The 15,212-nt window shown below is 69.2% G+C and carries 4 protein-coding genes and 2 pseudogenes; all 6 read right to left on the minus strand.

Annotated features, from left to right (window positions below; genetic code table 11):
* Window positions 1-260: 260 nt before the first annotated feature.
* Window positions 261-695, minus strand: coding sequence for a glycosyltransferase (locus FXN61_RS37735; RefSeq protein WP_167978707.1), 435 nt, complete (start codon window positions 693-695; stop codon window positions 261-263).
* Window positions 696-768: 73 nt separating this feature from the next.
* Entirely contained in the window at window positions 769-2,469 is a 1,701-nt protein-coding gene (locus FXN61_RS37740; RefSeq protein WP_188135918.1) for a 3-hydroxyacyl-CoA dehydrogenase family protein, read from the minus strand.
* A 13-nt stretch (window positions 2,470-2,482) separates the two neighbouring features.
* Complete coding sequence (locus tag FXN61_RS37745) at window positions 2,483-2,677, minus strand: hypothetical protein (RefSeq protein ID WP_167978708.1); 195 nt, start codon at window positions 2,675-2,677, stop codon at window positions 2,483-2,485.
* On the minus strand, window positions 2,641-4,677 hold the full coding sequence (locus FXN61_RS57025) for a type I polyketide synthase (protein WP_446684958.1): 2,037 nt from the start codon (window positions 4,675-4,677) through the stop codon (window positions 2,641-2,643). Before FXN61_RS57025 ends, FXN61_RS37745 begins: the two co-directional genes overlap by 37 nt.
* Before the next feature lie 21 nt (window positions 4,678-4,698).
* Window positions 4,699-14,189 (minus strand): annotated as a pseudogene (locus FXN61_RS56660) (SDR family NAD(P)-dependent oxidoreductase); the annotation flags it as partial.
* A pseudogene (locus FXN61_RS56665) lies at window positions 14,172-15,194 on the minus strand (polyketide synthase dehydratase domain-containing protein); the annotation flags it as partial. The pseudogenes FXN61_RS56660 and FXN61_RS56665, both read right to left, overlap by 18 nt.
* Window positions 15,195-15,212: the final 18 nt, after the last annotated feature.

Consider the following 15,212-nt stretch of genomic DNA (forward strand, 5'->3'; position numbering starts at 1 on the left):
CGCACGAGCACGGCCCGCGCGCCCGCTCCGCGACGAGCGGCGGTCGTGTGGTGCGCCACCGTGGTGAGCGCGCTCTCACGACCGAACAGCTCCGGCTGGTCGTCCACCGCCTACCGCCTCAGGGCTCGAAGAGTGACCTGCGCTGAGGATAATCGCCCCTCGTGACCGGACCGCAAACTCCGCGAGGCAAGTGTCAAAGTATGGCACGGTGATTCCGCATTGTGCGGGTCGTGATTCCACCGCTGGTTCCAGTCAGTGAACTAATACGCGACGACGCGGCCGGGCACAACCCGGTAGAGGCTTGGTTTTTCCGGCAGGAACGCGAGCCCGAACCGGGTGAGGAACTCGCCGAACGGCGCGTCGACGAAGTCGTCGTCGGGCATGCCGTCCCACGTCTCGGCCGCCGCCCTGGCGACGTCGACCGCGGTGCCGTCGTAGACGACGAGGTCGGGCAGGTCGTCGGCGAAGTATCCGCGTGCCAGGGAGATCGGCGACGAGCTGTCGTCGAGGAACCCGACCACGTCCCACCTGCCCTCTGTCGCCTCGCTCAGCGCGAGGCGGGCGGCGACCTCGGACGAGGTGGCGTAGGTGACGCGGTAACCGCGCCGCACCAGTTCCTCGATCACCGCGAGCGCCGGCAGTGCCTGACCCTGCGCGGGATTGGCGAAGATCGCGACATGCCGCCGTCCCGTCATCTGTGATGACCACCTCTCTGCGAACGACGAGCTGCCTGATGCCGTTCTACGGCATCGAATCCTCGGGAGTCTCTCACTTTCCTTTGTTCACGAGCCGGAAACCGCTGCCCGTTTTGGTTCCGAGGTGGCCGGCGGCGACGAGCCTGCGCAGTTCCGCGGCGGGTGCGGGTTCGCCGGTCGGAGAAGCCGCGCTGAGGGTCTCCAGAATCGCCAGTGACACGTCCAGGCCAATGGTGTCCAGGAGCGTGAAGGGACCCATCGGGTGGTGGAACGCCGTCACGATCGCGGTGTCGATCTCCTCGACGGTGACGTCGGTGCGGGCGAGCATGCCAATGGCGTCGTTCAGATAGGGGAACAACACGTGGTTCACGATGAACCCAACCCGGTCCGCGCAGTCGACGGCGGTCTTGCGCAGCCACTTCACCAGCGCGTGGGCGGTGGCGTGCACGTCGTCGGCGGTGTGGTCGGTGCGGACGACCTCGACGAGCTTCATGACCGGTGCGGGGTTGAAGAAATGCAGCCCGATCACGTCGGCGGGGCGGCTCGTGGCGCTCGCGCAGCCGGTGACGGAAAGGCTGGACGTGGTGGTGACGATGATGGCGCCGGGTTTCAGGTGAGCATCGACGCCTTGCAGGACACCATGTTTGACCGCTTTGTCCTCGGCGACAGACTCGATGACGATGTCGGCGTTGTGCAGGGACTCGTAGCCCGTGCTCACGGTGAGCCTGGCGAGAACGTCCTGGCGGTCCTGCTCGGACATCCTGCCTTTCTGGACTCCTCTGGTGAGGGACGAGCGGATTCGGTCGCGGGCGGCCTCTGCCCTTTCCTGGCTGCGAGCGACGAGCGTGGTGGGAATGCCTGCCACGACGAGGATTTCGGCGATGCCGCAGCCCATCAACCCGGCACCGACGACCCCCGCCTCGCGGATCTCGCGCGGTTCGCCGTTGGTGACGCGGGTGCGGGGTGGCGGCATGATCTCGCCGCGGTCGTCGTAGCGGTGGAAGCCCTGACCCGTCTTGCGGCCGAGGTGTCCTTCCTCGACCATCCGGTCCAGCAGCGGTGAAGGGACGTAGGAGTCGGAGCCGGTGATCTCGTGGAGTCGTCGCAGGGCTGAGCGGACGGTGTCGAGTCCGATGAGGTCGAGCAGGTGCAGTGGCCCGAACTTGAGGCCACAGCCCAGTTTCAGGGCGGTGTCGAGATCCTCGACGGTCGCGTGGCCGGCGTCGGCGAGGTTCATCGTCCGGTTCATGCACGCGTAGAGCAACGCGGTCGCGGCCTCGGCGGGACGGCCACCGAGGCTCACGATCTCGGTGCCGGCCAGCCGGACCGCCTTGCGCGCCAGGTGAAGCGCCTCGGGCGAGGCCATGGACGTGCCGGTGAGGCTTGCGTGGTGCCCGTACGGCGGCGGGATGGAGTAGCGCAGTCCGACGACACGGTCCGGCGCACCGGACGCGATGGCCAGCTTCGGCACGGACAGCGTCGATGTGGTGGTGAGGAAGACCGTGCCGGGCGCGCACGGCTCGACGAGCCGTTGCAGCACGGTTTCCTTGGTGCCGAAGTCCTCCGGCAGCGCCTCGATGACGAGATCGGCCCGCTTGAGGTCGACCAGTTCCGTCGCGAGGGTCAGCGCGGGAGCGCTCAGCCTGTGGTGGACGCGGGACAGCACGTCGAGATCGCTGTCCACGCCGATGACCTCGGCCCCGTTCGCGAGCAGGACCTTCGTGAGGCCCTCTCCGAGGCCACCGAGCCCCACCACACCGATCACCAGTGGCATGTCCGTCTCCTTCTCAGAGACCGAGTTCTTCGTCGAGCATCGCGAAGATCTCGTCGTCCGAAGCCGACTCGAAGTCCTTCTCGGTGCTGGTGGTCTTGGCCCACCTCGTGCGCAGGACGTCGAGCCTGCTCGCGATCTGCTGGTGCAGGACGTCGTCCACGCTGGCCTCGTTCAGTGCCTTCTCGAACGCGTCGAGGTCGGCCAGCACGCTCGGCGGCCGGCCTCCGGCGCGTCGGCCAGCAGCTCGGTCTTGAGGTGTGCCACCAGGTCCGCCGGCGTCGGATAGTCGAACACCAGCGTGGCGGGCAGCCGCAGGCCCGTCGCCCCGCCGAGGCGGTTGCGCAGCTCGACCGCGGTCAGCGAGTCGAAGCCGAGGTCCTGGAACTGCCTGTCGTCCTCGACGACCTCGTTCTCCGCGTGGCCCAGCACCTCGGCGACCTGGCCGCGGACGAGGTCGAGCAGCGCCTCGGTGCGTCCCTGGCCGGTGAGGCCGATCAGGCGGTTGACGAGCGAATCGGCGGTTTCCCGTCCTGCCAAGGCCTTCTTCGACCTGGTGCGCACCAGTCCGCGCAGAAGCGGTGCGACCTCGTGGTTGCGGAGCACGGCGAAGTCCAGCTTGACCGGGATCGTTGCCGCTTCGCCCGTCTGGATCGCCGCGTCGAAGAGGGTGACGCCGAGATCCCGCGTGATCGCCGGCATGCCGGAGCGTGCCATGCGTTCCGCGTCCTGCGCGCCGAGCATGCCGGTGTCCCAGGCACCCCAGGCCAGTGCCGTTGCCTTCTGGTTGCCCGCCTTGCGGTGTGCGGCAAGGGCGTCGAGGAACGCGTTGGCCGCCGCATAGGCGGCCTGGCCGGCGTTGCCGAACGTGCCCGCGACGCTGCTGAACAGCACGAGGTTCGCCTGTGGTGCCAGCTCGTGCAGGTACCAGGCGGCGTCGACCTTCGGCTGGAGCACCGGGTCGACGCGGTCAAGCGTCAGCGACTCGATCGTGGCGTCGTCCAGCACACCGGCCGCGTGGATGATCGTGTCCGGGTTGTGCTCGTTGAGGAGCGCGGCGAGCTCGTCGCGGTCGCTCACGTCACACGCCGCCACCGTGACGTTCGCTTCGAGACCGCTGACGTCCGCCTGTCCTGTGCGGCTCGCGAGGATCAGGTCTTCCACCCCGTGGTTCTCGACGAGGTGCTGGGCGATGATCCGGCCGAGACCGCCCGTGCCGCCGGTGATGAGCACCTTGCCGTGGTCGGTCGTGCCCTCCTTGCGTTCCGCCCTCGTGAGGCGTCCGCCGAGGATCTCGCCGTCCCTGACGACGATCTGGGGCTCGTCGGCCTGGATCGCCTGCCTGAGCACCGCGAGGCTGGAGCGCTGGTCGTCGAGGTCGAGCAACCCGAAGCTGCCGGGGTGCTCGGACTGCGCGACCCGCACGAGACCCCAGATCGCCGCGCTCACGGGGTCGGGTGCCTCGTTACCGGTCGCCGCGACGGCGTTCTTCGTGACGAACCAGAGCCTGCCGCCGCGGTGGCTGGTGATCCACTCCTGGACGTTGATCAGCGCGTCCGACACGGCCGCGTGCGTGGAGTCCACAACATCGTCGGAACAGGCGAGCACCTGGGTCAGGACCACCTCGGCGTCGGTGGACTCGATGGTGTCGTAGACGCGTCCGGCGACGAGGTGGTCGACCAGTCCGAAGTGGTCCTGGCCCGCGATCGCGACTCCCGCGTCGATCGGGTCGGTGGCGTTGATCGGCGTCCAGTTGAGCGTGAACAGGGCGTCGCGCGTGGTGTTCTCGTTGAGCTGCCCGGCGTTGACCGCGCGGACCACCAGCGACTCGACCTCGGCGACCGGGTTGCCCTGCGGGTCGGCGATGACGATGTGCATCGCCCCGCTCTCGTCGCGCGTCATCCTCACCCTGACCGCGGCCGCGCCCGTGGCGTGGATCTTCACTCCCTCCCAGCTGAACGGCAGCCCCGCTCCCTGGTCTCCTTCTGCGAGAAGGGCGGTGTGCAGCGTGGCGTCGAGCAGTGCCGGGTGGATGCCGAACGCGCCGGGCTCGATCCCTTCCGGCAGTGCGACTTCCGCGTACACCGCGCCTTCGTGCCGCCACGCCTGCTGGAGGCCCTGGAACGTGTCGCCGTACGCGAACCCGATCTCCGCGAACCTGTCGTAGACGCCGTCGAGCTCGATCGGCTCTCCGACCGGCCATTCGGTCAGGTGGGTTGCGGGGTTCTCGTTGCTGCTGAGGACACCGCTGGCGTTCTCCGTCCACGGCAGGTCGGTGTCCTCCTGCCTGCTGTAGATCGTGACCGTTCGCTTGTCGTTCTCCTCCGCGCCGATCGCGACCTGGATCTGCACGCCACCCTGCTCGGGCAGCATCAGCGGCGCCGCGATCGCCAGTTCCTCGAGCGTGTCGAGCCCGAGCTCCTCGCCTGCCTTGAGCGCGACCTCGACCAGCGCCGCACCGGGCACGAGCGTCCGTCCCATGATCACGTGGTCCGCGAGCCAGGCATGCGTCCTGATGGCGATCCTGCTGGTGAACAGGTGCCCGTCCTGCCCGGCGAGCTGCACGGCCGCACCGAGCAACGGGTGCCCGACGCCGCTCAAGCCCGCCGCCTTGACGTCGCTCGCGCCCTCCACGACCTTCGGCCAGTACGACTGCCTCCGGAACGCGTAGGTGGGCAGGTCGATCTTCTTGGCGCCCTTGAGCAGCGGCGTCCAGTCGACGTTGACGCCCTCGGCGTGTGCCTGACCGAGCGCGGTGAGGATGTGCTTGATCTCGTTCGTGTTCCTTTGCAGCGTCGGGATCGCTCCGTCGACGAGCGGGGTGAGCGCCGCGTCGGGCCCGATCTCCAGGAACGTCCGGTCTCCGAGCGCGATCACGTTGTCGTGGAACCGCACGGCGTCCCGGACGTGGTTGACCCAGTAGTCGGCGGTGGCCGGGTTTCCCGCGGTCTGGAAGCCCACGGTGGGCTCGCTGAACGTGATCTCCGCAATCGCCTCCCGGAAGTCCTGCAGCATCGGTTCCATCAACGGCGAGTGGAACGCGTGACTCACCTTGAGCTGCCTGTACTTCCACTGCTTGGCGATCTTGAGGACCTCGTCCTCCTCGCCGGCCAGCACCACGGTCCGCGGCCCGTTGACCGCCGCGATCGACACGTTGCCCGTCAGGTACGGCGTCACCTCCTCCTCCGAGGCGATGACCGACACCATCGCGCCGCCTGCCGGCAGGTTCTGCATGAGCGCCGCCCGCGCCGTGATCAGCTGGCACGCGTCTTCCAGGGTGAGGACGCCTGCGACGTGTGCTGCCGCCACCTCACCGATCGAGTGCCCGGCAACGTGATCCGGCTTGACGCCGAACGACTCGACCAGCCGGTGGAGCGCGGTTTCCACGGCGAAGAGCGCCGGCTGCGCGAACCCCGTCTGGTTCAGCGCCTCTTGGTCCTCGCCCCACATGACGTCTTTGAGCGCGGGGTCGAGGTACTGGAGGGCGTTGTCGAGCGCCTCGGCGAACACCGGGAACGCCTCGTACAGCTCACGTCCCATGCCGACCCGCTGCGAACCCTGCCCGCTGAACAGGAAGGCGGTTGGCCTCCTCTTCACCGATCCCCTGGCCACGACCTCGCCGTCCAGCACGACCGCGCGGTGATCGAACAACGTCCTGCCCGTCAGCAACGAGTAGGCGATGTCCCTGGCCTCACCACCGGCCTGCCTGATCCGCTCGACCTGACCGTCCAGCGCCGCCTCGGACCTCGCCGACACCACCCACGGAATCGATCCGGACTGGCTGGCCCCCTGGGGGGAGCTACCCCCCATCCCAATCATCTCAGAGGGGTCTGACAATTCCGGGCCCTCGAGGATCACGTGGGCGTTCGTGCCGCTGATGCCGAACGACGACACGGCTGCCCGCCTCGGCCGTGAGACCTCGGGCCACACCGTGTTGTCCTGCAACAGTTCGACCGCGCCCTCGGTCCAGTCGACGTGCGACGAAGACGTCGAAGCGTGCAGCGTCCGCGGCAACACACCGTGCCGCATCGCCTGCACCATCTTGATGATGCCCGCAACACCGGCAGCAGCCTGCGTGTGGCCGATGTTCGACTTGATGCCACCCAGCAGCAGCGGCACGTCGCGGTCCTGCCCGTAGGTCGCCATCAGCGCCTGAGCCTCGATGGGGTCGCCCAAAGAAGTACCGGTGCCGTGCGCCTCAACGGCATCGACGTCAGCGGCGGTCAACCCGGCAGACGCCAGGGCCTGACGGATGACCCTCTGCTGCGACGGCCCGTTGGGCGCCGTCAGGCCGTTGGAAGCGCCGTCCTGGTTGATCGCCGAACCACGCACAACCGCCAGAACCGTGTGGCCGTTCCGCACAGCGTCCGACTGACGTTCCAGCACGAGCAGACCGACGCCTTCAGACCAGCCAACACCATCGGCCGTGTCGGAGAACGCCTTGCAGCGTCCGTCCTCCGACAGACCCCTCTGCCGTGAGAACCCGACGAACGAGCCCGGCGTCGACATCACCGTCACTCCACCGGCCAACGCCAGTGAGCACTCACCGGCCCGAAGCGCCTGCATGGCCCAGTGCAGTGCGACGAGAGAAGACGAGCACGCGGTGTCGATCGACACCGACGGACCTTCAAGCCCGAGCGCGTACGACACCCGGCCGGAGATCACCGAAGGCGAGGCACCGGTCGAGCCGAAGCCCTCGGTGTCCGCACCGCCGATGAGCTGTGTGTAGTCGTTGTACATGACACCGGCGAACACACCGGTCGAGCTGCCCCGCAACGACGCCGGAGCGATCCCCGCCCGTTCCAGCGCCTCCCACGCGGTCTCCAGCATGAGCCGCTGCTGCGAGTCCGTCGCGACGGCTTCACGCGGTGACATCCCGAAGAACTCGGGGTCGAACTGGTCGGCGTCGTGCAGGAAGCCGCCCGACCGGACGTAGGACGTGCCGGGGTGGTCGGGGTCCGGGTGGAACAACGTGTCGAGGTCCCAGCCGCGGTTCGACGGGAATGGCGTGATCGCGTCAACGCCGTCTACCACCAGTCGCCACAGGTCCTCCGGCGACGAAACGCCGCCGGGGTAACGGCAGGCCATGCCGACGATCACGATCGGATCGTCCGAAGTGGACACCAGAGCAGGGAGATCCGAGGCCTTGGAGACCGCGCCGAGCAACTCGTCCTTCACGTAGCCGGCGAGCTGCACCGACGACGGGTAGTCGAACACCACGGTCGCCGGCAGTTTGAGCCCGGTGACGCCGTGAGCCGGTTGCGCAGCTCGACCGCGGTGAGCGAGTCGAACCCGAGCTCCTGGAACGCCCGCGCCGGGTCGACCGCGCGATCGTGTCGTAGCCGAGCACGGCCGCGACCTCGCCCCGCACCAGGTCGACCAGCGCGTCCAGCCGGCCGGTCTCGTCCAGGACGGACAGTCGCTGCACCAGACCGGAAGCAGTCTCCGAACCGGCGGCCTTGCGCCGCGCCTTGACCCGGATCAGCCCGCGCAGCAACGGCTTCACGTCGCCGTTCTGCTTCAGCGCACCCAGGTCGAGCCGCACCGGTACCACGGCCGGCTCGAGCCCCGCGACCGCCGCGTCGAACAACCGCAGCCCCAGCGCCGCGTCCAGCGCGGGCATGCCCGAGCGCTGCATCCGTTCCGCGTCTTCGGCCGACAGCATGCCGGTGTCCCAAGCGCCCCATGCGAGCGACACGCCAGGAAGCCCGTTGAGCTGCCGGTGCGCGGCCAGCGCGTCGAGGAACGCGTTGCCGGCGGCGTAGTTGCCCTGCCCCGCGTTGCCGAACACTCCGGCCGCCGACGAGAACACCACGAACCGCGTGGCCTCTGTAGCGAGGTCGTGCAGGTTGCGAGTCGCGTCGACCTTGGCGCGCAACACGCCATCAACGCGTTCCGGAGTGAGCGACTCGATCACACCGTCGTCCAGCACACCGGCCGCGTGCACGACACCGCGAACCTTGTGCTGCTTCAACAACTCCCACAGGGCAGCCCGGTCGGCGACATCGCAGGCCACGACGGAAACCCGCGCTCCCAACGCCTCCAGCTCGCTCACGTCGCCCTGACCGCTGCGGCTCACCAGAACCAGCTCGGTGACGCCGTGTGTCTCCACGAGGTGCCGCGCCACGATCCTGCCGAGCCCGCCGGTACCACCGGTGATGAGCACCGGGCTCTCCCAGGCGGCTTCCTCGGTGCTGGCCGCGACTCGTCCCAGTCGCGCCGCCCGAGCCTCACCGTCACGGATGACCAGCTGTGGTTCGTCGAGGTCCAGCACCCCGAGCATCGTCGCGAGCGACGACTCCTCGGCGTCCAGGTCGATCAGCCCGAACCGGTCCGGGTGCTCGGTCTGCGCGGTCCGCAGCAGACCCCACACCGCCGCACCGGCCAGGTCATCGCCCTCGACAGCCCCGCGCGTGACGAACACGAGCCGTCCGTCGCGGTCCTCCCTGATCCACTCCTGTACCTGCTCCAACGCCCGATGCGTGGTCGTGCGCACCGACTCGGCGGTCTGCTCTCCCGCGACCGGCACGAGCACAATGTCCGTGTCAGTCAACGAAAGCAGGCCCTCGACCCGTCCGACGGACAGCCCCAGGACGTCGGGCCCGAGCACGCTGACCGTCTTGCCCGCCTCGGCCGGCGGCACCGCGATCGGCGTCCACCGCACCGAGAACAACGCGTCCAGCTCAGCGGGCTGCTCCGCCGCGACCGCACGCATCACCAGCGACTCGACAGACGCCACCGGGTTGCCGGCGGTGTCGGCGAGCGCGATCCGCAACCCGTTGTCGTCGCGCGTCATCTTGACCCGCAACGCCGTCGCACCGGTCGCGTGCAGCGACACGTTCTCCCACGCGAACGGCAACCCTGCCGACCCGCCCTCGTCGAGCAACGAGGCGTGCAGCGCGGCATCGAGCAACGCCGGGTGCAGTCCGAACGGCTTGACGCTGACGTCGTCCGGCAGCGCGACCTCCGCATAGGTGGTGTCGCCGTCCCGCCAAGCCGCCCGCAATCCCTGGAACATGCCGCCGTAAGCGAACCCGGCCTCAGCGAACTTCTCGTAGCAACCCTCGACGTCCACCGCCTCGGCCTTCGGCGGCCACACACCCGCGTCGAACTGGACCTGCTGCTCGCCCTTGGCGAGGACACCGCTGACCACCTGCGTCCACTGCGCGTCGGTCACGTCGTCCGGCCGCGCGTGGATGGTGAACGTCCTGCGGTCGTCTCCCGCGGACACCTTCATCTGCAACGCCAAACCACCGTGGTCCGGCAGGATCACCGGCGCGGACAGCGTCAGCTCCTCCAGCCGGTCCAGCCCGACCTCGTCCCCTGCCCGCATCGCGAGCTCGACGAGCGCCGCGCCCGGCACCATCACGCGTCCCATGATCGTGTGGTGGCGAAGCCACGGGTGCGTGCGCAGCGCCAGCCTGCTCGTGAACAGGAACCCTTCCCCGTCAGCGAGTTCCGCCGACGCGATGAGCAACGGGTGCCCGACGGCGACCATGCCGATACCGGACGCGTCGTCTCCGCCGATCCGCACCGCCGGCCAGTACCGCTGGTGGTCGAACGCGTAGGTGGGCAGGTCGATCTTCCTGCCACCGGCGTGGAAGCCGCTCCAGTCGACCTTCACGCCGTCGACGTGCAGCCGGGCCAGCGCGGTCAACGCCGCGATGCGCTCGCCCTTGTCCTTGCGCAGCACCGGAATCGCGTCCTCGACCAGCGCGGACAACACCCCGTCCGGCCCGACCTCGAGGAACGTAGTGGCGCCCTGATCGCGCAGCTTCCGCACGTTGTCGGCGAACCGCACCGCATCCCGCACGTGGTTCACCCAGTACTCAACGGTCGTGACGTCCCCGCTCGTGACCACGGGGATGCCCGGCTGGTTGAGGGTGATCTCCGCGAGCGACTCGCGGAAGTCGTCCAGCATCGGCTCCATCAACGGCGAGTGAAACGCGTGCGACACCTTGAGCCGCTTGCTCTTCCACCGTTCGGCGATCTTGAGGACCTCGTCCTCGTCGCCCGCGATCACCACCGACTCCGGTCCGTTGACCGCTGCGATCGACACGTTCGCGGTGAGATGTGGCAACACCTCGTCCTCGGAGGCTTGGACCGCGACCATCGCGCCGCCCACCGGTAGGTTCTGCATGAGCGCCGACCGCGCGGTGACCAGCAGGCACGCGCCTTCCAGGCTCAGCACGCCGGCAACGTGCGCCGCCGCGATCTCACCGATCGAGTGCCCGGCCACCTGCTCCGGCCTCACACCCCACGACTCGATCAGCCGGTAGAGCGCGGTTTCGACCGCGAACAGCGCAGGCTGCGCGTACCCGGTCTGGTTGAGGGCCTCCTGGTCGTCGCCCCACATGACGTCCCGGACCGCCGTGTCCAGGTACATCAGGACGGCGTCCAACGCCTCGGCGAACACCGGGAACGCCTCGTACAACTCACGCCCCATGCCCAGCCGCTGCGAACCTTGCCCGGAGAACAGCACGGCAAGCGACCGCTGCGACCGCGCGGTCCCCCGCGCCAACACCTCTCCTTCGAGCACCACAGCTCGGTGCTCGAACTGCGCCCGCGTCGTCAGCAGCGAACAGGCGATGTCCTCCGGCGCACCCTCGACCGCCAGCACCCGCTCAACCTGCCCCGGCAACGCCTCCGCGGTCTTCGCCGACACGAGCCACGGAATCGATTCCGTCTGGGCCCCCCAGGGGGAGACCGAGGTCCCCACTCCAAGCGTCCCACGAGGGGCCGACGGATCGGCGTCTGCAAGATCGACAACCGCCGAGTTGTCCACAGGTGCCGAGTTGTCCACAGATTCGGGCGTGGGGCTTGCGGCTTCCAGAATCACGTGCGCGTTCGTGCCCGACAGGCCGAACGACGACACACCCGCGCGGCGCGGCCGGGAGACCGCGGGCACGGCGTCGCCTCGGTGACGAGCTCGACGGCGCCCTCGATCCAGTCGACGTGGGACGACGGCTCGGTGACGTGCAGGGTGCGCGGCAGGACGCCGTGCCGCATCGCCTGCACCATCTTGATCACACCCGCGACACCTGCGGCCGCCTGCGTGTGGCCGATGTTCGACTTGATGCCACCCAGCAGCAGCGGCACGTCGCGGTCCTGGCCATAGGTCGCGAGCAGCGCCTGCGCCTCGATCGGGTCGCCCAGCGTCGTACCCGTGCCGTGCGCCTCAACCGTGTCCACATCAGCAGTGGTCAACCCGGCAGACGCCAACGCCTGACGGATAACCCGCTGCTGCGACGGACCGTTCGGCGCGGTGAGGCCGTTCGAAGCACCGTCCTGGTTGATGGCCGAACCGCGCACGACGGCCAGCACGGTGTGACCGTTCCGGACAGCGTCCGACTGCCGCTCCATCACCAGCAGACCAACGCCCTCCGACCAGCCGACGCCGTCCGCGGAGTCCGAGAACGCCTTGCAGCGCCCGTCCTCCGACAGGCCGCGCTGCCGTGAGAACCCGACGAAGGCGCCTGGCGTCGACATCACCGTCACACCACCGGCCAGCGCCAGCGAGCACTCACCGGCCCGCAGCGCCTGTGCCGCGAGGTGCATCGCGACCAGCGACGACGAGCACGCGGTGTCGATCGACACCGACGGCCCCTCGAAACCGAACGTGTAGGAGACGCGGCCCGAGACCACAGACGGCGACGTGCCGGCACCCTGGTGCCCTTCGGAGTCGGCCTCCAGGATCTGCGCGTAGTCCGAGTACATGACACCGGCGAACACACCGGTCCGGCTGCCCCGCAACGAAGTCGGGTCGATACCGGCCCTCTCCAGCGCCTCCCAGGTCGTCTCCAGCAGGATGCGCTGCTGGCCGTCGGTGCCGAGCGCCTCGCGCGGCGACATCCCGAAGAACGCCGGGTCGAACTGGTCCGCGTCGTGCAGGAAGCCACCGGCGCGGGCATAGGACGTGCCGAGATGGTCGGGGTCCGGGTGGAACAACGAGTCGAGGTCCCAGCCGCGGTTCGACGGGAATGGCGTGATCGCGTCCGTGCCCGACGCCACGAGGTCCCACAACGTCTCCGGCGACGTCACGCCACCGGGGAACCGGCACGCCATGCCCACGATGACGATGGGATCGTCCGAAGTGGACACCAACGCGGGCAACGCGCCGGCGACCTCCGCGGACCCGAACAGCTCGGCGTGCAGGTGGTCGGCCAGCGCGATCGCGGTCCGGGTAGTCGAACCACCAGCGTCGCCGGCAGCCGCAGCCCGGTCGCCTCGGTCAGCTGGTTGCGCAGCTCGACCGCGGTGAGCGAGTCGAAGCCGAGGTCCTGGAACGCCCGTGTCGCGTCCACCGCGTCGATCGACGAGTGGCCCAGCACCGAGGAGACCTGCGCGCGCACCAGGTCCACGAGAGCAGCGTGCCGGTCGGCGACGTCCATCGTGCCGAGCTTCTGCACGAGCCCGGAAGCCGTCGCGGAACCGGCGGCCGCGCGCCGCGCCTTGACCCTGATGAGGCCCTGCAGCAACGGCGCCACCGCACCGCGTGCTCGCAGCGTCGCGAGGTCGAGCCGCACCGGAACGGTCAGCGCCGCCCCGCTCGCCACGGCCGTGTCGAACAGTTCCAGTCCCTGCCGCAGCGTGATCGGCGGCATGCCTGCGGCGGTCATCCGCGCGGCCTCCGCCTCGGTCAGCTCCCCGGTCATACCGCTGACACCGGCCCACACACCCCACGCCATCGACGTGGCGGGCAGCCCGTGAGCCTTGCGGTGCGCGGCAAGAGCGTCGAGGAACGCATTACCTGCCGCGTAGTTCGCCTGACCGGCGTTGCCGAACACACCCGCCGCCGAAGAGAGGACGACGAACGCCGTCAGTTCACTCGTCAGCTCGTGAAGGTGCCACGCGGCATCAGCCTTGGGCTTGAGCACGTTCGCGATCCGCTCCGGCGTCATCGACTCGATCACACCGTCGTCCAGCACACCGGCCGCGTGCACGACACCACGGATCTGGTGTCGCGCAAGGAGTTCCGCGACCGCGTCCCGATCCGTCACGTCACATGCCGCGACGGTGACCCGCGCTCCCAACGCTTCCAGCTCTGTCGTGTCGCCTTGACCGCGACGGCTCACGAGCAAAAGCTCCCGAACACCATGCGCCTCGACGAGGTGCTTCGCGATGACAGCGCCCAGCCCGCCGGTGCCACCGGTGACGAGAACCTTGCCCTCCCAACGGACTTCCGTCGGCTCGTTCACGACGCGCGCCAACCGTGCGGCGAGCACCTGTCCGTCGCGAACCACCAGCTGCGGCTCGTCGACACCGAACGCCACCGAGACCATCGCGGTGGAGAGGTTGTTGCCGCACAGGTCGATCAGCCCGAACCGCCCGGGGTGCTCCGACTGCGCCGACCGCACCAGGCCCCAGACCGCCGCGGCGCCCATGTCGTCGCCGGTGGTCGCGCCACGCGTGACGAACGTGAGCCTGCCGCTCTTGCCGCTGCTGACCCACTCCTGCACCAGCTGCAGCACGCGGCTCGCGTTTCCGTGCGTGCTGCCGAGCACGTCCTCGCTGCCGATGACCGGCACCAGCACGAGCCCGGCGTCGGTGTCCGTGACGGCGCCGACCACCGGGAACCCGAGGTCGAGCACGTCCGGCCCGATCACCGCGACCGACTCGGGTGCCGCGACGTCCTCCTGCGTGACCGGCACCCACTCGAGCCCGAACAGCTCGCTCTGCTTCACCTCACCAAGCTGCTCGACGTTCACCGCCCGCACGACCACGGCCTCGACCGAGGCGACCGGCGCGCCGGTGACGTCGGCCAGCGCGATGGTCCTGCGCATGCCGCCCTCGTCGCGGGTCAGCTTGACGCGCAGCTCGCTCGCACCGGTGGCGTGCAGCGACACGCCCTCCCACGAGAACGGCAGACCCGCGTCGAGCGTCTCGTCCAGCAACGCCGCGTGCAGCGCCGAGTCGAGCAACGCCGGGTGCAGCCCGTACGAGGTGCCGTCGACGTTTTCGTCGAGCGCCAGCTCGGCGTAGATCTCCTCACCCACCCGCCAGGCGGCCTTGAGGTTCTGGAACGCGGGCCCGTAACTGAAGCCCGCACTCGCGAACCGCTCGTAGCACTCCTCGTGCTCCATCGCCACGGCCCCGGCAGGCGGCCAGACCGTTGCCTCGAAGTGGCTGCTCGTCGTGCCGCTCGCGAGGAAGCCGGTCGCGTGCTGCGTCCACGGCATGCCCGGCGCGTCCTCAGGCCGCGAGTGGATCGCATACTGCCGACGGCCGCTGCTCTCCGCGCCAACCTTCAGCTGCACCTGGACGGCACCGCGCTCGGACAGGACGAGCGGCGCGGCGAGTGTGAGGTCGTCGACCCGGTCGAGCCCGACCTCGTCCGCGGCGCGCATCGCGAGCTCGATCAGCACGGCGGCGGGCACCAGGTTGCGCCCCATGATCACGTGGTCCGAGAGCCACGGGTGCGTGCTCAGCGAGATCCGGTTGGTGAACACGACGCCTTCACCCTCGGCCAGCTCCACCGCCGCCCCGAGCAACGGATGCGCGACACCGACCAGCCCGAGCCCGGACGCGTCCGACGCCCTGCCCGCGCTCGCCGGCCAGTACCGCTGCCGGTTGAACGGGTAGGTGGGCAGCTCCACGCGCTTGCCGCCGCCGTAGAACCGCGTCCAGTCAACATTGATTCCGTCAATGTGTACTTGACTGAGCGCAGTCAACATTGATTCAACATCAGACTTGACGCGCGTCAACGTCGGAATCAACCCGTCAACCATCGCCGTCAACTGCGCATC

The sequence above is a fragment of the Lentzea indica genome (assembly GCF_012184385.1).
Lineage (GTDB): Bacteria > Actinomycetota > Actinomycetes > Mycobacteriales > Pseudonocardiaceae > Lentzea > Lentzea indica.

Excerpts from the sequence above, each read along its gene's own strand:
- FXN61_RS37740 (WP_188135918.1), bottom strand. The coding sequence starts at position 2,469 with ATGCCACTGGTGATCGGTGTGGTGGGGCTCGGTGGCCTCGGAGAGGGC.
- FXN61_RS37735 (WP_167978707.1), bottom strand. The coding sequence starts at position 695 with ATGACGGGACGGCGGCATGTCGCGATCTTCGCCAATCCCGCGCAGGGT.